The organism is uncultured Paracoccus sp. (genome assembly GCF_947496875.1).
Lineage (GTDB): Bacteria > Pseudomonadota > Alphaproteobacteria > Rhodobacterales > Rhodobacteraceae > Paracoccus.
The window spans coordinates 63,606-83,132 of record NZ_CANMEH010000001.1 but is presented as its reverse complement, the minus strand read 5'-3'; the positions used below and the strand labels follow the sequence as shown (position 1 = coordinate 83,132).

Genomic DNA, 19,527 nt, shown 5'->3' with positions numbered 1-19,527 from the left:
TTCGGATCATCCGAACATCTTGATCCGGTCTGACGGAGTTTCCGGAACATCCCGCCCCGCCTATTTGTTGGAGTGAAACATCGTCCAGATCACCAGCACGGAAAGGGTCCCCTCATGGCCAAAGTTCTCGTTCTCTATCACTCGACCTATGGCCATGTCGAAGCCATGGCGCAGGCCGTTGCCGAAGGCGCGCGGGGGACCGGCGCCACCGTCGACATCCGCCGGGTGCCCGAGACCGTGCCGGACGAGGTGGCGCGGAACGCCGGATACAAGATGGACCAGCAGGCGCCGGTGGCTTCCGTCGACGAACTGACCAGCTATGACGCGATCATCGTGGGCGCCGGAACCCGCTATGGCCGGCTGCCGTCGCAGATGGCGGCGTTCTGGGACACCGCCGGCGGGCTGTGGGCCAATGGCGCGCTGAACGGCAAGGTCGGCGGCGCCTTTTCCTCGACCGCGACCCAGCACGGCGGCAACGAGCTGACGGTGATGTCGATGATCCACAACCTGATGCATTTCGGCATGACCATCGTGGGTCTCGACTACGGCTATCAGGGGCAGATGGGCGTGGACGAGGTCAGGGGTGGCGCGCCGTATGGCGCCACGACCATCACGGGCGGCGACGGTGGCCGGATGCCCAGCCAGGCGGACCTGGACGGCGCGCGCTACCAGGGCCGCCGCGTGGCCGAGGTCGCGACCAAGCTGTTCGGCTGATCAGGGCGGAGTCACGATTCGTTTCTGGCGGCACCCGTAAGTGCCGCCAGCGCTTGCTTTCGCGTCGCCACCAGTCGGCAGGGACCACGGCGAACCCGCGGAAGGCACCGGATGTGAAGCGCGTCGGCGCGGCTGCATGGCGCCTGATGCCTGCCCCGCCCGCGAAGCGCTCGTGGGGGCGCATCAGCGCTTTGCCCGGCAGCCGGCCGGAGCGATAAGAATCCATGGCTGATCCTATCCCGACAGCGGACCAGGACCCCCGGCGCACCCTGATCATCGGCCACACCGGTGGTATCGGCCGGGCACTGCAGGCCGCGCTGCAGGACCGCGGCTGGACGACCACGGGGTTGTCGCGCCGCGACGGGCTGGACCTGACCGACCAGGACAGCGTGGCCTCCGCGGCGAACGGTCTGCGCGATCAGCGCTTCGATCTGATCTTCAACGCCACCGGCGCGCTGGAGATCGGCGGCGTCCGCCCCGAAAAGACGATCGCGGCGATCGACGCAAAAGTCATGGCCGCGCAGTTCGCGTTGAACGCGACCGGGGTGGCGCTGCTGCTGCGCGACTTCAGCCCGCTGCTGGCACCAGGGCGTTCAGTGTTCGCGTCCTTGTCGGCGCGGGTCGGGTCGATCGGGGACAATCGGCTGGGCGGGTGGATCAGCTATCGCGCCGCCAAGGCCGCACAGAACCAGATCATCCGCACCGCCGCGATCGAGATCGCGCGGCGCAATCCGCAGGCCATCGTGGTCGCGCTGCATCCCGGCACCGTAGCGACGCCGCTGACCCGCGACTATGCCGGACGGCACCCGACCATGGACGCGGCCGCGTCGGCGACCGCCCTGCTGGACGTGATCGCCGGCCTGACCCCGGCCGACAGCGGCGGGTTTTTCGACTGGAAGGGTGCGCCCGTACCCTGGTGAGATCCGGGCAGCCGCCGCATCACCCGGGCAGCAGCGGCTCGAACGCCCGGCGCAGCGCGTCCGATCCCGGCGCGGTCGTCGACCCCCATGTCCCGACGACCTGCCCGTCCGGGCCCAGCAGCACCTTGTTGAAATTCCAGCCGGGCACATGGCCGACGGTGTCCTGCAGCCATCGATAGAACGGGTGCACATCACCCGATTTCACATGGATGATGTCGGTCATCGGCAGGGTGATCCCGTATTGCAGGGTGCAGAACTCCTTCACCTTGCGGGCATCATCCAGTTCCTGGTTGAAGTCGTTGGACGGCGTCGCCAGCACCACCAGCCCACGCGATTCATAGTCCTCGTGCAGCTTCTGCAGCCCTTCGAGCTGCGGGGTAAAGCCGCAGAGCGACGCGGTGTTGACGACCAGCACGGGTCGGCCGCGCCATTCCGCGGTATCCAGCGTCCCGCCGTCGATCGACGGAAAGCGAAAGCCCGGCGCAGGTTCGGCGGCAACGGTGGCCAGGGCGGGACCGGCAAGCAGCAGCGCCGCAATCGAACCCAAGGTCTGTCGGCGGTTCATGGCATGTCCTTTCGCGTGAAGTGGCGGTAACCCAGCAGCAGGATGCCGGCGAGCGCGAGCGCGATGACCGGCAGGTTGCGCGACGGCAGGTTGGCGGCCACGACGCCCAGCAAGGCCCAGCCGACCGCCAGCGGATAGGCCCAGCTGTCGCGCCGGGCGGTCTGGACCCCCACCGCAACGGCCAGAACGCCGGTCAGGCACAGCAGCGCCGCCGCCTGCGCCGACAGCCAGCCATACCCGCCAGCCACCACACCGATGGCCACACCCGTCGCCGCTGTCAGCCATCCCGCGTACAGCCCCACCGGCGCCACCTGCCACAGCGGATCGCGGCGACCGGCCCGCAGGAATGCGGCCACCGCGGTGATCCACATCACCACGATCATGACGGTCGCGATCACAGGTGCGGCGTTCGCCACCGCGATCCAGAACATGCCCACGAACAGGCTGACCGCCAGCGGCCAGCGCATCGCCTGCCAGTCCGGCGCCTCTGCCCGGCGCCACAGGCCGAAACCGGCGCCGGCGATCAGCCACAGGAAGATCACCCCCCAGATGGAAAACGCCCACCCCGCCGGCTGCACCGGCCAGAAATCCTGCTCGACCGGAAATTGCGACGGCTCGAATCCATTGAAGCCGTCGCTGAACAGGGGCGACACCGCGAAACCGACAGCAAGGAGCAATGTCACGACGGCGAGGAGACGGTGCATGGATCAACCTATGTGCTGGACAGCCTGCCCGTAAAGCATGTCATTCCGCTTTGATCACGCGGAGGTTTCCGAGCGTTGGCAAGACCCGCGCCCTGGTCCGGAGGATGCGACATGTGCCGGGACCGCTCAGCCGCCTTTTCCGCCGTGCAACGCCGCCTCGGCGGCGGCCTCGCTGTCGTGGATAGTCGCCAGCCGGCGCCGTTCCAGCGTGTGGCCGATCCGCCGCCGCAGAAAGGCCGAGGTCGAATAGCGCGACACCCTTGCGTAGAAGGTCTGTTCCAGATCGTCGACCAGCGCCGCCCAGTCGTGTTCCATCGCCTGTTCGATCCGGGTCTGGTCATAGTTGACGACCACGTCCACTCGCCGGCCAAGCGGCGACACCACGGCCGCGATGCGGTCGCGGATCGCATCGATGTCGGACTGCCGGCGCACGGTCAGGCGCGCCAGGTTGACGAACAGGATTTCCTTGCTGGCGTCCCAGACGATGCGCCGGTCCAGCCCTAAGGTCAGCAGATCGTCACGCAGACCCATCGGCGCGTCGGTGAAGATGCGCGGGTCCATCGTCCCGACCTCGTCGACCAGCGGCTTGAATCCCATCAGCGCCAGCACGTCGCGCTCGATGTCGATGCCCGGCGCGACCTCGATCAGCCGCAAGCCCTCGGGCTCCAGCCGGAACACGCAGCGTTCGGTCACATACAGCACCGGCTGCCGCAGCCGCCGGGCCCGGGGACCGGAAAACGTCACCTGCTCGACCGTGGCGGCAAACTTGCGGCCCCGACCCTCGGACAGGATGCGCAGTTGTCCGTCGCCGGGTTCGACCGACAGCCCGCCGGTGGTGAAGGTGCCGGTGAACACCAGGTGCCGGGCGTTCTGGCTGATGTTGATGAACCCGCCGGCCCCGGCGAGCTTGGGGCCGAACCGGCTAACATTGACGCTGCCGTCGCGGTCGACCTCGGCCATGCCGAGGCAGGCGAGCCCCAGCCCCCCGCCATCGTAGAAATCGAATTGCTGGTTCTGGGCGATGATCGCGTCGGTGTTCACCGCCGCCCCGAAATCCAGCCCCGAGGCCGGCTGCCCGCCGATCACCCCGGGCTCGGCCGTCAGGGTAACGTGGGACAACAGGCCCTCTTCTGCCGCGACCGCGGCCACGCCTTCGGGCATCCCGATGCCGAGATTCACCACTCCCCCCACGGGCAGTTCGAAGGCGGCGCGGCGGGCGATCACCTTGCGGTCGGTCAGCGGCAGCGGCGCCCCGGTGTCGGCAGGGGCCTTGTAGCGGCCGGTGAAGTGGCGGTTGTACTGGGTGGCATAGGTCTGGGGATGCAGTTCGGGCGGCGCGACCACCACGGCGTCGACCAGCGCGGCCGGGATCACCACGTCCCGGGGACACAGGCTGCCCCCGGCCGCGACGTCGGACACCTGAACGATCACCACGCCGCCGGAGTTATGCGCCGCCATGGCCTGGGCCAGGTTGTCCAGGATCAGCGCCTCGCGTTCCATGGTGATGTTGCCGCGCTCGTCGGCGGTCGATCCGCGCAGCAGCGCCACATGGATGGGCATGGCGTGGTAGAACAGCCGCTCCACCCCGCCGATCGTCATCAGTTCGATGAGTTCGTCCTGCGCCGCCGCGCTGATCCGGCCGCCGCCGTTGCGCGGATCGACAAAGGTTTCCAGCCCCACATGGGTGATGGTCCCCGGCTTGCCGGCGGCGATGTCGCGGTAGAGATGCGAGATCACGCCCTGGGGAAAGTTCCACCCCTCGATCTCGCCCTTTAGCGCGCGGGCGCCCAGCTGCGGGATCAGGCCCCAGTGGCCGCCGACGATGCGCCGCACCTGGCCGGGTGCCGACAACCGGTCCAGCCCGCGGCCCTTGCCGTCGCCCTGCCCCGCCGCGAACAGCAGGGTCAGGTCGCGCGGCTCGCCCTCCTCGGCAAAGCGGTCACCCAGCGCCTTGAGCAGCGCGTCGGGCACCCCCGCGCCGACAAAGCCCGACGTGGTGACGGTGTCGCCGGAATGCACGAGGGCGGCCGCATCCGACAGTGAGACGATCTTGTTCGGCATGGATCAGAGCATCGTGCCCAGCACGATCACCGCGATCGTGGCCAGCACCGGGATCGCCACCGCCACCATGAAGATGTCGGCATAGCTTTTCTTGTGGGTCAGGCCGGTGATCGCCAGAAGGGTGATGACCGCACCGTTGTGCGGCAACGCGTCGAAACCGCCCGAGGCCAGCGCCGTGACACGGTGCATCAGTTCCATCGAGATGTCCTGATCGCGGGCCATCTCGGCGAACTGTTCCCCCAGCGCGTTCAGCGCGATGGACATGCCGCCCGAGGCCGAGCCGGTGATGCCGGCCAGCACGTTCACGGCGACCGCCAGCGACGCCAGGGGATTCGTGGGAAACAGCCCGAGCACCGCATCGCGGATGATCGCGAACGCGGGCAGCGAGGCGATGACGGCGCCGTAGCCCACCTCGGAGGCGGTGTTGAAGATCGGCAGCAGTGATCCCATCGTGCCGGCGTTCACGCTTTCCTTCACGTCGGCGAAACGCGGCCAGTTCAGGCCCAGGGCCAGCAGGATGGACACCAGCAGCGACAGGATGATCGCCCAGATGCCGGCCACGGCGCTGAGGGTGGTTGCCCCATACTGGTCCCCGGCCAAATACGAGGCATCCATGTTCGGGAACACCAGGTAGGTGAAGACCGCGTTCAGCACGATGACCGAGACCACCGGCAGCACGGCCACCGGGAATGACGGCAGGTCGGCATCCTCGGGCAGGCTGCTGTCCGCGGCCGTCCGTGCATGCTGGCCGTAGCCTTCGGATCGGGCATGGGCCGCGGCGGACCGCCGGTTCAGCCACAGGACGCCCCCGCCCAGCATGATCAGGCCGGCCAGCGTGCCGAGCAGCGGGGCGGCAAAGACGTTGGTGCCGAAGAACGGCATCGGGATCGCGTTCTGGATGGCGGGAGTCCCGGGGAACGCCGTCATGGTGAAGGTGAACGACCCCAGCGCGATGGCCGCCGGCAGCAGGCGCTTGGGGACGTCAGCGCGGCGGAACAGCGAGTTGGCGATCGGATAGATGGCAAAGGCCACCACGAACAGCGACACCCCCCCATAGGTCAGCACCCCGCAGGCCAGCACGACGGCAAGGATCGCCCTGTGGGCGCCGACGCTTTCGACGATCCGCTCGGCAATCGTGCGCGCGGCGCCGCTGTCCGCCATGACCTTGCCGAAGATCGCACCCAGCAGGAACAGCGGAAAATAGGTGATCACGTAGCCGCCCAGCGACTTCATGAACACCTGCGTATAGGTCGCGAGGATCGGCAGCCCCCCCGACATCAGCACGGCCAGCATCGCCAGCAGGGGCGCCAGAATCAGCACGTTGATCCCGCGATACGCGAGATACATCAGCAGCAGCAGTGACAGAACGATCCCGATCAGTCCCAAGGCAGTCCCCCTTTGCCGGTGTCATTGTTGGAGCAGACGGATAACCTGCGGGCAATGCCGCCGCAACACACCATCGGATTTTGAGCGTCCTGCGCAATAATCTGTCGCGGCGCAGCCGCCGCGCGCCCCCTCACTGTGCGGTCCAGCCCCTATAAGCCGGGATGGCTGCGCCGGTGAGGTCGTGGGCGAGCGCGCCGCGCAGCCACTGGGCCAACTCGCCGATCGCGGCCGGATCCGAGGTGCGGCGCGACGGCTGTTCTTGGGCAGAAGCTCGACGGGGCCCGCGGCGCGGTCACCGCCGTGGGCCACGGTCGATGATCGGGAGTTCAGTTCATCCCAGGCAAATGCAGTTCACCTTGCCACCGCCGACTTTCCCAGCATATCCGTCATGTGTCTTCCGTCCCGAGCATCTGGCGCAGTTCGGTCTTGAGCACCTTGCCATAGTTGTTCTTGGGCAGTTCCTGCAGGTAGCGGTACTGCTTGGGACGCTTGAACCGGGCAATCTGGGCCAGGCACAATTCGTCCAGCGCATGGTCATCCACGGTACTTCCCGGGTGGCGCACCACGAAGGCCACGACATCCTCGCCCCATTCCGCCGACGGGCGCCCGACGATCGCGCATTCATGCACCTCGGGGTGGGTCAGCAGCACGTCCTCGATCTCGCGCGGATAGATGTTGGTGCCGCCGGAAATGATCACGTCCTTGGACCGGTCCTGCAGGGTCAGGTAGCCGTCCTCGTCCAGGCGGCCGACATCGCCGGTCATCAGCCAGCCGTCCCGCAACGTCCGCGCGGTGGCCTGCGGATCCTGCCAGTAGCCGGGCATGACCGGCCCGCCGCGAACCATGATCTCGCCCATCGCGCCAGTCGGGACGGGCCGTCCATCGGCGTCGCCGATGGCGACCTGAACCGCGGACTGGGCGCGCCCGACCGACCCCAGCCGGTCGCGCCAGCGCGGATGGGCGCGATCGGCCACCTCGTCCCGGGACAGGACCGAGATCCCCATCGGGCATTCGCCTTGGCCGTAGATCTGGACGAAGCGCGGCCCGAACAGGGCCACCGCCTCCTCGATATCGGCGCGGTACATCGGCCCGCCGCCATAGACGATGGTCCGGATTCCGTCGCCGCGCGACCCCTTGCGCCGCGCCTCGTCTGTCAGGCGCCGGACCATGGTGGGAGCCATGAACATCGACAGCGGGCCCTGCGCCGCGGCCGCGTCCAGCACCTCGGCCGCGTCGAAGCCGGCCGACACCGGGCAGACATGCCGCGCGCCCATGCGGACGTGGATCGGGGCATACAGCCCCGCACCATGGCTCATCGGGGCGGCATAGAACGCCGCGTCGGCGGGCGCGACAGGGTCGACGTCGACCTGATAGCACAGCGACATGGTGGCCAGCATGCCGTGGGTGATCTGCACCCCCTTGGGCCGCCCGGTGGTCCCCGAGGTATAGAACAGCCATGCCAGACCGTCGGGCCCACGCGACACCGGCGCATCGCCGTCGCCGTCGCCGCGGATCATGTCGGCGAACTCATCCGTCGTCGTGTCGATCACCCGGATCGGCGTGGCGTCCACGAGACCCTGCCAGGCGTCGGGGGTCACAAAGGCCAGTCCGGCGCCGCTGTCCCCGATGATCCAAGCGGCCTCCTTGCCGTGCAGCTTGGCATTGATGGGCACGGCGACCGCCCCCGCGTACCAGATGCCGTACAGCACGATCAGGTAGTCGGGGCAGTTCTTCATGAAGATGGCGACGCGGTCGCCCGGCCGGATGCCGCGGTCGGTCAGGGCACGGGCCAGCGCCGACGCACGATCCCGAAAGCCCCGGTAATCCGCGACCAGCGTCGGCCCCAGAAACAGCGCCGGCGCGTCCCCCCGGTGGCGCGAGGTTCGATCCAGCCATTCGGCCATGTTCATGCCGCGGCCTCCACGACACTGGCATAATTGGCGACGGCGGCCCCGCCCATGTTGAACACCAGCCCGCGGCGGGCGCCGTCCAGCTGCATGTCGCCCGCGCGGCCCGTCACCTGCCGCGCCGCCAGAACATGCATCGACACGCCGGTGGCCCCGACCGGATGCCCCTTGGCCTTCAGCCCGCCGGACAGGTTCACCGGCAGCGCCCCACCGCGCAGCACCGTCCCGTCCTGCAGACAGCGCGCGCCCTGCCCCGGTTCGGCCAGTCCCATCGCCTCGTACAGCATCAGTTCGGCGATGGTGAAGCAGTCGTGCACCTCGGCAAAATCCAGGCCGTCCAACCCGCAGCCTGCCTCGTCCAGCGCCGCGCCGATGGCGCGGCGGGGGCCCTCCATCTCGGTCAGATCCCGCTGCGACATGGGCATGATGTCGCTGACCTGCGCCATCGCCCTGATCCGCGCCGCGTCGCGCCCGGCGGCCAGATCGTCCGCGACCAGCACCAGTGCCGCCGCCCCGTCCGACACCAGCGAGCAGTCGCTGACCTTCAGCGGCGCCGCGACCATCGGGTTCCTGTCCGACACGCTGCGGCAGAACTCGACCGTTAGCGGCTTGTGCATCTGCGCCAGCGGGTTGCGGAGGGCGTTCTCATGGTTCTTCGACGCGATCGACGCCAGCGCCTCGGTGGGATCGCCGAACCGGTCGGCATAGGCGCGGGCAAAGCGGGCGAACAGCGCCGGAAAGCTCTGGCCCGCCTCCTCGGGCTGATAGGCGGCGCGGCCGAGGCAGTCGGCGACCTCGGCCGTGGGGCGATGCGTCATCTTTTCGGCCCCGATCACCAGCGCGGCCCTGATCCGCCCCGATTCGATCGCGTCCATGGCCGCGCGGATCGCCCCCGAGCCCGAGGCGCAGGCGTTTTCCACCCGCGTCGCGGGCGTCCAGCGCAGATCCGGATGCGCGCCCATCGGCAGCGACGACGCAAAGCCGTCCTCGACCAGGCCGGCATTGAAGTGCCCCAGCCAGATGCCCCCGATCTCGGCCGGGACCAGACCGAAATCCTCGATCGCCTCGCGAGAAACCGAGACGATCAGCTCCTCGAGCGTCTCGGGCAGACGCCCGAACCTGCTGTGTCCGGTGCCGATGATGCTGACCACGACCTGCCCTCCTGTGCCTTACATCGTTTGTCACGGACCGTTCGCGGCAGCGCAAGTCTCGGACCGCGCCGGTTCATCCGTCGCTGGTGCATTGGCGTCGCGCAATCGATGAAGTAGCGTTCGGAGCAATGGCCGCGTTTGGCACATGGTCGTCACCGGCGCTTTCCGAGGGATCGCCGTTCCGCCGGGGCAACGTCGCTTGCGGACCGGCGAGGCAGCGCCGATTACCGGGCGGCCGACCGACAGCGACACCAACCAAGGACCTACGACAAACCATGGCCATGTATCAGAACCGCACCGATGACTACCAGGACATTCGCGACGCCGTTCGGTCGCTCTGCGCGGAGTATCCCGACGAGTATCACCGCAGGATCGATGAGGAGCGCGGCTATCCCGAGGCATTCGTCGACGCGCTGACCAATGCGGGCTGGATGGCGGCGCTGATCCCGGAGCAATATGGCGGCTCCGGCCTGGGCCTGGCCGGCGCGTCGGTGATCATGGAGGAGATCAACCGGTCGGGCGGCAACTCGGGCGCCTGCCACGGCCAGATGTATGTCATCAACACCCTGATCAAGCACGGCTCGACCGAGCAGAAGGAGAAATACCTTCCGCGGATCGCCACCGGCGAGCTGCGCCTGCAGTCCATGGGCGTCACCGAACCGACCACGGGATCGGACACCACCAAGATCAAGACCACCGCGGTCAGGACGGGCGACCGCTACGTCGTGAACGGCCAGAAGGTCTGGATCAGCCGCGTCCAGCATTCCGACCTGATGATCCTGCTGGCCCGCACCACGCCGATCGACCAGGTCGCGAAGCCCAGCGAGGGCATGTCGATCTTCATGGTCGACGTGAAGGCGGCGCAGGCGAGCGGCGGGCTGACCGTCAAGCCGATCAGCAACATGGTCAATCACGAGACCAACGAGCTGTTCTTCGACAATCTGGAAATCCCCGCCGCGAACCTGATCGGCACCGAGGGCCAGGGCTTCAAGCACCTGCTGTCGGGCCTGAACGCCGAGCGCGTGCTGATCGCGGCGGAATGCATCGGCGACGGCTACTGGTTCACCGACCGGGTGGTGAAGTATGTCAACGAGCGTGTCGTGTTTGGCCGCCCGATCGGCCAGAACCAGGGCGTGCAATTTCCCATCGCCGAGGCGTTCATCGAGATCGAGGCCGCCAACCTGATGCGGTTCAGGGCCTGCGAGCTGTACGACGCCGACCTGGCCTGCGGTGCCGAGGCGAACATGGCAAAATACCTTGCGGCCAAGGCGAGCTGGGAAGCGGCGAATGCCTGCATCCAGTTCCACGGCGGTTTCGGCTTTGCCAACGAATACGACGTGGAGCGCAAGTTCCGCGAGACCCGGCTGTACCAGGTCGCGCCGATCTCGACCAACATGATCCTGGGGTATGTCGGGCAGCACGTCCTTGGCATGCCGAAGAGCTACTGATGGCCGCGCTGCCGCTTGAGGGGATCACGGTCGTCGCGATCGAGCAGGCCGTGGCCGCCCCCTTCACCACCTCTCGCCTTGCCGATGCGGGCGCCCGGGTGATCAAGATCGAGCGGCCGGAGGGGGATTTCGCCCGCGGCTATGACGATGTCGCCCGGGGGCAGTCCAGCTATTTCGTCTGGCTCAACCGCGGCAAGGAATCCCTGATGCTGGATCTGGCGTCGGCCGAGGGCAAGGCGGAACTCGCCCGGCTGCTCGATGGCGCGGATGTGCTGGTCCAGAACCTCAAGCGCGGCGCGCTGGCCAAGCTGGGCTTCGGCTTCGACCGGCTTTCCGAGCAATGGCCGCGGCTCGTCACCTGTTCGATCACCGGCTATGGCGAGGACGGGCCGATGGCCGATCGCAAGGCGTATGACCTGCTGATCCAGGCGGAATCGGGCCTCTGCTCTATCACCGGGGGGCCGGACGAGCCGGCGCGGGTCGGCATCTCGATCGTCGACATCGCCACGGGGGCCACCGCCCATGCCGCCATCCTCGAGGCGCTGATCCGGCGCGGCATCACCGGCGCGGGCGCCAACATCTCGGTCTCGATGTTCGATGTGATGGCGGACTGGCTCACCGTGCCGCTGCTCAACCACGAGGGGGGAAAGTCGCCGAAACGGCTCGGCATGGCCCATCCCTCGATCGCGCCCTACGGCGTCTTCACGACCCGCGACGACGCGCTGATCCTGATCTCGGTGCAGAGCGACCGGGAATGGCGAAAGCTGGCCGAGATCTTTCTGGAACGGCCGGAACTGGGGACCGACCCGCGCTTTGCCACCAACGTGGCGCGGGTCCGGAACCGGTCCGAGACCGACGCCATCGTGGCGGAGGGGTTTGCCCGACTGACCGCCGAGGCGGCCACCGCGGCGTTGCTGCAGGCGGACGTGGCCCTGGCCTCGGTCAGCGACATGGAAAGGCTCTCGCACCACCCGCATCTGCGCCGTATCTCGGTGGACACGCCGAACGGCGCGGTCAGCTATCCTGCACCCGCCGCAGTCTTTGCCGGCGAAACCCGCAGCTATGGCGCAGTTCCCGGGTTAGGTAAGCCGGGTGTCGTACCCGTCACCGCTGGCGCGCCAGAGGGCGATGGCGGATGAATGAGCTTGCCCCTCCCGATCGTCTGCCGCACGCCGCGTGAAGCCGCTTGGGTGAGCGCGCGCCCGATGCGCCGCTTGGCGGACAGCGATGCGCTGCAATGGATCTTCGGTGATCCGGGGGGTCCAGTCTCCGGGCCGTCCACAAGGGTTCGCGTCACGCGGAAGCTCCACTTCCGGCGCGATGCCGTCCACGATGCGCATTGCGACGGAGATTCTGGCCCATAGTTTTCACAATTCGACTGGCCGGGCGACCCCCGAAACGAGGTGGAATGCACGGGATAGAGCAGTGCTGGGCGGCGAATGAGCGAAATCGTTAACCACTCGATTAAAAACACGCGCTGTTAACTCTTACTCTGTTTGACGGGTCTGGCTGTTGTTCTGCAGAGAGGTGACATTATTCATTTTCAAAGGTGCAATTTCATGACCGAAACGTCATTGACGTCCGGCCGTCCGACGATCGAACTGACACCTGAGATGCGTGCATCTCTCGTCGTGATCTTGGCAAACCTTGTGCTCGCGTTCATCATCTATATGGCAGGCGGCATCGACCCGGGCTTCCTGATGCGGGACGTCGTGTCCATCGCCGGCCTGCCCGCCTATACCGGGGCGTATGGCTACGTGGCCGTTCTGCTCTTCGCTGCCGGCGCGACCATCGGGATCTTTTCCGCGACGGCGTTGCCGCCGCAGACCCGCCATCTGCGCGGTTTGCTTGTCCTTGGCGGAGCCTATGCGGCGCTGGCCTGCCTCGACGACCTTTACCTGCTGCACGAAAAGGGATTCTACCTTGGCCTGTCCGAGAAGAAATCGTTGCTGATCCACGTCGTTCTGGTCGGATGGCTGATGCTGAAAACCGCGGCCGTCTGGCGGGACGTTCCGTGGCCGCTTTTTGCGCTGACGCTGGTATGCATGGCGGCCTCCACGACGCTGGATGTGGCGCCACCGAGTTTCGAGGGTCAGGGATTGGCGGAAGAGTTCTTCGAGACGACCGGAGCGGCTTTCCTCGCCGCCTTTCTCGCGTTGACGGCCCACCGGGCCCTCGTGAGACCCGATGATCGGCTTCAGGCACCCTGAAAGTCGGGTTGGTGCCTGACAGCCGATCCGCGAGCCGGCTGTAGTGCGGCCGGCCATAACACTGAACGTCCGCACTCGGCCTTGGACGACCAGACCCAGATCGCTACGCACCGGCCCTGACCACCGCAATACAGCCGGACATGTCGAGCTCGGGCGATCCATAGTTTGCAGGCGGAAAACAAACCCAGGGACCCTCGTCATGGCCGAGGGACCAAACGAGGCGCTGGTTCAGCAACTGCGAGATGGCGGGCCGCCCTACTTCATCAGATGGACGCCCGTCAGTATGAAACCCGCCAACATGATCGTTTCCACGACGATCAGCGCTATCGCCGTGCCTCCGACGTCGAGCATCCGAACCAGTGATGTCTTCACGCCAACCGCGGCGATTGCGATCAGCAATGCCCACCGACTCATGGCCTCAGCAAGATGGGCGATCGGGGTTGGGATCAGACCCAATGAATTCAAGGTCGCCAGGAGCAGGAATCCAAGCACAAACCCGGGCAGCAAGGGCGGCCGTTTGCCACCCGCAACGGTGTCCGCAAGTCCACTGCTGCGGATCGCCAACGAGAAGATCAGCACCACCGGAGCCAGCATCGACACCCGGATCAGTTTGACCAGGGTCGCTGTCTCGCCCACTTCGGGGCTGATGGAAAAGCCCGCACCGACCACCTGTGCGACGTCGTGAATCGTACCACCGAGGAAGACGCCGGACTCCAGCGGCGTGAAGCCGAAGAACGAGGACAGTGGCGGGTAGAGGATCATTGCGACGGTCGAGAGCAGGGTCACCGACAGCACCGTGAAGGCGAGATTCCGTTCGGACTTGTCGGTCTTGGGCAGCACCGCCGCGATCGCCATCGCAGCGGATGCACCACAGATGGCGACCGACCCGCCCGTCAGGAGCGCCAGCCGCCAGCCCCGGCCGAAAAACCGCGCCGCCACGAGGGCGAACAGGATCGTCGCGGCGACCCCCGCGACGACGAGCGCGATCATGTCCGCCCCGAGATCCGCCAGCATCTGTACGGAAATCCGGGCGCCCAGCAGCGCGACGCCCAGACGCAATATGGTCTTGGCGGAGTACTCGACGCCCGCCTGCGTCCGCGTGCCGTCCTCGGCCAGGAAATTCAGCGCCAGTCCAAGCAGGAGAGCCATCAGCATGGCCGGAGCGCCGTAATGTTCCGACAGGAACTGCGCGGTCATCGCGACAAGGACGGACACGGCAATTCCCGGAAACAGGCGCCTCAGCCTGCCCGGATCGAACGAGCCTGGCCAGCGGAGCGAGGGACGTGCAGCGGTTCCAGTTGGTAATTTCATCTTCTAAGCCGACGCATTCCGGCCGAGGGTATCGATCTCGCGAAGCAACGCTTCGTCGACCAGGATTCCCTGCTCGGCCGCTTTGCGCTTCAGTTCCGCGCGGCGAGCACCCGGCAACCGTGCCCCTGGCTCTTGCTCCACCATGTTTGCCAGATCATCTATGCGGCTCGACGGGCCGCTGGTGTGGCTATGCTGCTCCCCCCGGTGCTCGGCGGCTGCGGCCATATCGTCGATCCGATTGGCATCCAGGCCGGCAAAGCCGCCGGGATCAATGGCGAGTAGCAGCTGGCCGACCCCAGGCGCAGGCCCATCGGCACTGAAGAACGACGAGGCCTCATATCCGAAATGGGCCCCTACCAAGCCGGCGGCCAACAGCTCCACCATCAATGCGAGGGCGGTGCCCTTGGCATCCCCCATCGGGATCATGGTTCCTTCCAGTGCGGCTTGCGGGTCGGTCGTGGGCTGCCCCTCGGCGTCCAGGGCCCAACCTTCCGGGATGGACTGGCCCCGCTGTCCCGCCGCCATGATCTTGCCGCGCGCGACCTTGGACAGTGACACGTCGATTACGACGGGAGGTCGGCCTTTCGGTCGCGGCGCGGCGAACGCGATCGGATTGGTGCCGAAGAGCGGCGTCCGCCCCCCCCAAGGCGCCATCGCTGCAGGCGTATTTGCAAACATTAGCGCGACCAGACCGACATCGGCCAGTCGTTCCACAGTCACGCCCGCGACCCCGCAATGATGCGACCGGATGATCCCGGCGGCAGCGATACCCTGCCTCGGGGCAGCGGTCGCCAACCAGTCCACCGCGAGATCCACGGCCGGATAGGCAAATCCGTTGCGTGCATCCACGGTCAGCACACCCGGACGGCCCTGCGTGCTGGTAGGCGTTGCCTGCCCATCTACTTTTCCGCTGAATGCCTGGGCCGCGTAGGACGGCACCCGGCGCAGCCCGTGGCCGGCCTGCCCCACCTCCTCGGCAGCGACGAGCGCGCGGGCAACGGCTTCGGCATTCTGGGGCGAGGTGCCGCACCGGATCATCGTTTCGCTCACCAGCTGGTGCGCCTGGGCCAAAGTCAGATGTGGCATGGGTCAGGCCCTCTCGTTCAGGTAGTCCAGGATCTTGTCGGCGATCATGCTGCTGACCCGGACATTCGATTCCTCCGTAACGCCGGCGATATGCGGGGTCAGGATGACGTTGGAAATTCCGGTGAAGCGCGCGCCTCCCTTGGCGGTCAGCGGCTCGCTTTCGAACACATCCAGCGCCGCCCCGCCCAGTCGGTGACCTTCCAAGGCACTCGCCAGCGCCTCCTCGTCGACCACACCGCCGCGGGCGGCGTTCACAAGCACAGCCGATGTTTTCATCCGGCCCAGCGCCGAGCCGTCGATGATGTGCCGTGTCTGCGGTGTCAGCGGCACATGCAGGCTGAGCGCGTCGGACTGCGCCAGCAGGTCGTTGAACGAGACGCTGCTCGCTGTTTCCCAAGCCGGGTCGCCGGGATCGAGATGGGGGTCGTGGGCGATCACCCGCATGCCAAGTGCCTCCGCCCGCACAGCCACCTTGCGCGCGATCGCCCCGAGCCCAAGGAGCCCCATCACACGGCCCGACACTTCGCGACCGATCAGGCTCTGGCGCGGCCATCGGCCCGCGCCGACGTCCTGGGAGCTGAGATAGGCCCCACGCAGAAGCATCATCGACGTCGTGATGACATATTCGGCGACCGCCAGGTCGTTCGCGCCTGTGGCCGGCCAGACCTGCACGCCGCGGTCCTTGCATGTTTCCAGATCGATATTGTCCAGACCCACGCCCAGGCGCCCGACGACGCGCAGATCCGTCCCCGCATCCAGTAGCGACCGGTCGACCTGCGTGCGATTGCGAACCACAAGCACCTCGGCGCCGGCGACGGCCGCGAACAGGTCTTCACGGCGATCAACGAGATCCGGCTCGTAGAGGGTCGAGGCTGCCGCTGAAAGCCGCGCCACGGCAGCTTCATCCATGAATTCGGTGATCACGACACGTGCCATGGGATTCCTTTTGACAAGACGATCAGGGCAACATGCCGACAGGCAGGGGAATGTTCAGAACCTGCACCATCAGCAGATAGAAGGCGCTTACCAGCACCACGACGCTGAAGAGATAGATCACGAGATGGCGACGCGAGAGGGGTCCGAACTGGCCCGTCAGCATGAGGATCACGCAAGCCGCCAGTGAGGTCGTGAACATGCCCAGATGCGGGAAGATCACCGCCCAGCCGAGCATCGTCAGCGCCAGCACGAGTCCGCGTCCGGTCCCGTCGTCGCTTCCGCCCTCCATCGACTCTGTTGCGCCACCACTTAGCGAGCGGACGATCTGGAGACCCGACAGCAGGATCATCGCGCCACCCACCGCAAACGGGAATGCCGCTGCAAGCGTGCTCAGGCCCTGGGCCTGAAGGACGATCCACAGCCCCAGCCCGAGAAAAACAACCGCTCCGATCAATCCGGCGGTATCCACCTCGCGGTCAGGTGGTGCGGTGCGAGTTTCTGTTCCGGTGTATGACTGAGCAGCAAGGCGACGTGCGGTTCGCAACCGCAGCAGCGGCAGGGACAACGTCAGGACGATCAGTCCAACGATCCCCCAGCTGATCGGCCGGTTCAGCAGCAACTGGCCCATGAAATCACCCCGCGCGCCACCGATCATCCATGCGCGCATGAACCCCTGTTCGGCGATCTGGCCGAGCACGAGTCCCAGAACGATCGGCGAGGCGCCATAGCCGGCGCGGGCGGCCACCCATCCGACAATGCCCATCAGAACCATGACCAGCACGTCATGCGGATTGGAATGGATGGCGAAGCTGCCGACGATCGTCATGTAGGCGATCAGCGGCACCAGCATCGCCTTTGGCACGTTCGCTATGAACCGGAAGGCATAGCGCCCGACGATGAGTCCCGTCGGCAGCATCAGGAGCGTGGCGATCAGAAGGCCGACCATGAAAATGTAGACGACGCCGTCGCCGGACTGGAAAAGGGCAGGACCTGTCCGGATGCCCTGCACCATCAGGGCCCCCATGATCACGGCGTCTGGCGGCGTGCCGGGGATCCCGAGCACGAGCGTCGGAATGAACCCGCCTCCGACCGTCGCGTTGTTGGCGCTTTCGGTGGCCAGGATACCGCCGGGTTCGCCCTTGCCGAACTCGTCGGACCTAGGTGACGCGCGGCGCGCCTCTGCATAGGCGATCAGCGATGCGATCGATCCACCTGCCCCTGGCAAGATGCCGACAAGCGTGCCGATGAGCGACGACCGCAGCAGGTTCAGCCAGTCGCGCAGGGCAATTCCCAGCGCTTCAAAGAATCGGAAACCGCGGGACGGTGCGGGCTCGAGATGCTGTCCCGGGCCCGCGACCATGCCAATGAGGACAGGGATGCAGTACAGGCCAATCAGCGCCGCGACGATGTCGATGCCGCCCAGCATCGACGGCAGTCCCGCAGTGAAGCGGACGTCGCCGCCGATCACGGCCACGCCGATCATCGACAGGAACAGTCCGAACATGCCGCCGATCATCCCTTTCAGGACGTTCCCCTGCGACAGCGTGGCAATGAGCGTCAGCCCAAGGATCGCCAGCCAGAAATACTCGGTCGACTGAAAGGCAAGCGCGAGCTTTGCCAATCGTGGGGACAGGGTCATCAGCAGAAAGACACCGATCAGCCCGCCCACCACGCTGGCGATGGTGGCCAGCGTGACCGCCAGATCGCCGTCACCTCGTCGCGCCATCGGATAGCCGTCGAAGGTCGTTGCAATCGATGACGGCGTGCCGGGCGTGTTGACGAGTATCGCGGCAAACGCGCCGCCGTAGATCGCCCCGGTATAGATCGCGCCCAGCATGATCAGGCCAGAGGCCGGATCCATCACGAAGGTGAACGGCACCAGTACGGCAATCGCCATCGTCGCGGAAAGGCCCGGCAACGCACCGATCACCGTACCGGCCACCACGCCGGCGAGCGCGAGCCCGATATTGGTCGGGCTCAATGCCGTAAGCAGGATGCTGAGCGGATCAGCCATCAAAGTCCCCCGAATGCACGAGAAATGTCGCGGTCGAACGCAGCGGGCTGATGCCCGCCGCGCGGCCTATTCGGGTCAGTTCTGGGTCTTCAACTGCTCGGCCACCTTTTCATAGGCTGCCCCACGCTCGGCCATGAAATCGTCCATCTGGTCGTAGGGCACGTCGATCAGCGCGTAACCGTCGGCCTCCATGCGCTTGCGGAACTCCGGGTCGGCATTGATCTTGCCAATCACGTCCGACAGCTGCTGACGGACATCCTCGGGCGTCGACGACGGCACGGCGATCCCGCGATAGGCGCCGCCCACCATCTCGATCCCGAGTTCCTTGAACGTCGGCACGTCGGGGAACAGCGGATGTCTTTCTTCGGTCGCGACCGCCAGCATCCGGACCGTGTCGGCCTGGCGCGCAGCGACGGTCGTGTAGCCCCAAAGCACATCCACCTCGCCGCCGAGCAGGCCGGATTCCGTCGCCGCCGTGCCGCTGTAGGGGATGTAGGTCGTCGTCGCGCCCGTCTCGTTCATGAAGACCTGGTTGGCGACGTGGTTGGCCGAATTCGTGCCGGTTCCCCCCGCGGTGACCGAGCCCGGATCTTGTGTCGCCGCGTCGATCACGTCCTGCACCGTCTGGAACGGGCTTTCGCTGCGTACCAGCAGGGCGTCGGGGGTGAAGTGGAACATGTAGACATTGGTGATGTCTTCGGTCTTGTACCCGGGATCCTGCAGCATTGGCTGAAGGATGATATGAGGCAGGTTCGTTCCCATGATGGTCATGCCATCGCCAGGGTAGCCGTTCAGTCCCGACCAGGCCTGCGCACCGCCTGCACCCGGCAGGTACTGGACGATCATGTCCTGTCCGGTCAGCTCCTTGAAATATGGCTGCTGATACCGGGCCGTGATGTCGCTTTCCCCTCCCGCATTGAACGGGATGATGTAGTTGACCGGTCCATCCGGATACGCAAGCGCGGCAGAAGCGGACATCGTCAGCGCTGCCGTGGCTGCACGGAGAATCTGGCGGATTTTCGTTGATCCAAGCATCATTTAGTACCTCCCAGGGTATGTTTTCCGACCGGCTGCAGCCGGCCGCGGCGTCGTTGCCCACCCCGTCCTCCTCCGG

The 19,527-nt window shown here is 66.5% G+C and carries 16 protein-coding genes; 5 read left to right on the top strand and 11 right to left on the bottom strand.

Annotation, left to right across the window (positions count from 1 at the left end; translation table 11 throughout):
- Positions 1-114 precede the first annotated feature (114 nt).
- On the top strand, positions 115-714 hold the full coding sequence (gene wrbA, locus Q0938_RS00350) for an NAD(P)H:quinone oxidoreductase (RefSeq protein ID WP_299357965.1): 600 nt from the start codon (positions 115-117) through the stop codon (positions 712-714).
- 224 nt (positions 715-938) lie between these two features.
- Entirely contained in the window at positions 939-1,634 is a 696-nt protein-coding gene (locus Q0938_RS00345; RefSeq protein WP_299357963.1) for an SDR family NAD(P)-dependent oxidoreductase, read from the top strand.
- 19 nt (positions 1,635-1,653) lie between these two features.
- Here the strand turns inward: Q0938_RS00345 and Q0938_RS00340 are convergent, their stop codons facing one another.
- The 6 genes from Q0938_RS00340 to Q0938_RS00315 form a co-directional block, all read right to left on the bottom strand.
- Positions 1,654-2,199, bottom strand: coding sequence for a glutathione peroxidase (locus tag Q0938_RS00340; protein ID WP_299357961.1), 546 nt, complete (start codon positions 2,197-2,199; stop codon positions 1,654-1,656).
- Positions 2,196-2,903 carry a tryptophan-rich sensory protein gene (locus tag Q0938_RS00335; protein WP_299357959.1) on the bottom strand — a complete coding sequence of 236 codons (708 nt, stop codon included), beginning with the start codon at positions 2,901-2,903 and terminating at the stop codon, positions 2,196-2,198. The genes Q0938_RS00340 and Q0938_RS00335 overlap by 4 nt, the downstream gene beginning before the upstream one ends.
- A gap of 126 nt (positions 2,904-3,029) precedes the next feature.
- Positions 3,030-4,964 (bottom strand): acyl CoA:acetate/3-ketoacid CoA transferase, encoded by a 1,935-nt coding sequence (locus Q0938_RS00330; RefSeq protein ID WP_299357957.1) that lies wholly within the window; start codon positions 4,962-4,964, stop codon positions 3,030-3,032.
- Positions 4,965-4,967: 3 nt separating this feature from the next.
- A complete protein-coding gene (locus tag Q0938_RS00325) occupies positions 4,968-6,350 on the bottom strand; it encodes a GntP family permease (protein WP_299357955.1) in 1,383 nt (460 codons plus the stop codon).
- Positions 6,351-6,736: 386 nt separating this feature from the next.
- A complete protein-coding gene (locus Q0938_RS00320) occupies positions 6,737-8,260 on the bottom strand; it encodes an AMP-binding protein (protein WP_299357953.1) in 1,524 nt (507 codons plus the stop codon).
- Positions 8,257-9,408, bottom strand: coding sequence for a thiolase domain-containing protein (locus tag Q0938_RS00315; protein WP_299357951.1), 1,152 nt, complete (start codon positions 9,406-9,408; stop codon positions 8,257-8,259). The genes Q0938_RS00320 and Q0938_RS00315 overlap by 4 nt, the downstream gene beginning before the upstream one ends.
- A 281-nt stretch (positions 9,409-9,689) precedes the next feature.
- Between Q0938_RS00315 and Q0938_RS00310 the strand changes: the two genes are divergently transcribed.
- The 3 genes from Q0938_RS00310 to Q0938_RS00300 all read left to right on the top strand — a co-directional run bounded on the left by Q0938_RS00310 (position 9,690) and on the right by Q0938_RS00300 (position 13,066).
- Positions 9,690-10,856 (top strand): acyl-CoA dehydrogenase family protein, encoded by a 1,167-nt coding sequence (locus Q0938_RS00310; RefSeq protein WP_299358677.1) that lies wholly within the window; start codon positions 9,690-9,692, stop codon positions 10,854-10,856.
- Positions 10,856-11,995 carry a CaiB/BaiF CoA-transferase family protein gene (locus Q0938_RS00305; RefSeq protein WP_299357949.1) on the top strand — a complete coding sequence of 380 codons (1,140 nt, stop codon included), beginning with the start codon at positions 10,856-10,858 and terminating at the stop codon, positions 11,993-11,995. Before Q0938_RS00310 ends, Q0938_RS00305 begins: the two co-directional genes overlap by 1 nt.
- 420 nt (positions 11,996-12,415) lie before the next feature.
- Positions 12,416-13,066: a hypothetical protein gene (locus Q0938_RS00300; protein WP_299357947.1), complete on the top strand. Its 651-nt coding sequence runs from the start codon at positions 12,416-12,418 to the stop codon at positions 13,064-13,066.
- Positions 13,067-13,321: 255 nt separating this feature from the next.
- On the opposite strand, the gene Q0938_RS00295 is transcribed toward Q0938_RS00300, so the two are convergent.
- The 5 genes from Q0938_RS00295 to Q0938_RS00275 all read right to left on the bottom strand — a co-directional run bounded on the left by Q0938_RS00295 (position 13,322) and on the right by Q0938_RS00275 (position 19,391).
- A complete protein-coding gene (locus Q0938_RS00295) occupies positions 13,322-14,308 on the bottom strand; it encodes a putative sulfate exporter family transporter (protein WP_299358675.1) in 987 nt (328 codons plus the stop codon).
- A 72-nt stretch (positions 14,309-14,380) separates the two neighbouring features.
- Positions 14,381-15,463, bottom strand: a complete 1,083-nt coding sequence (locus Q0938_RS00290) for an Ldh family oxidoreductase (RefSeq protein ID WP_299357945.1) — start codon at positions 15,461-15,463, stop codon at positions 14,381-14,383.
- 3 nt (positions 15,464-15,466) lie between these two features.
- Positions 15,467-16,399: a hydroxyacid dehydrogenase gene (locus tag Q0938_RS00285; protein WP_299357943.1), complete on the bottom strand. Its 933-nt coding sequence runs from the start codon at positions 16,397-16,399 to the stop codon at positions 15,467-15,469.
- 22 nt (positions 16,400-16,421) lie between these two features.
- On the bottom strand, positions 16,422-18,413 hold the full coding sequence (locus tag Q0938_RS00280; protein ID WP_299357941.1) for a tripartite tricarboxylate transporter permease: 1,992 nt from the start codon (positions 18,411-18,413) through the stop codon (positions 16,422-16,424).
- Between the two features lie 75 nt (positions 18,414-18,488).
- Positions 18,489-19,391: a tripartite tricarboxylate transporter substrate binding protein gene (locus Q0938_RS00275; RefSeq protein ID WP_299357939.1), complete on the bottom strand. Its 903-nt coding sequence runs from the start codon at positions 19,389-19,391 to the stop codon at positions 18,489-18,491.
- Positions 19,392-19,527: the final 136 nt, after the last annotated feature.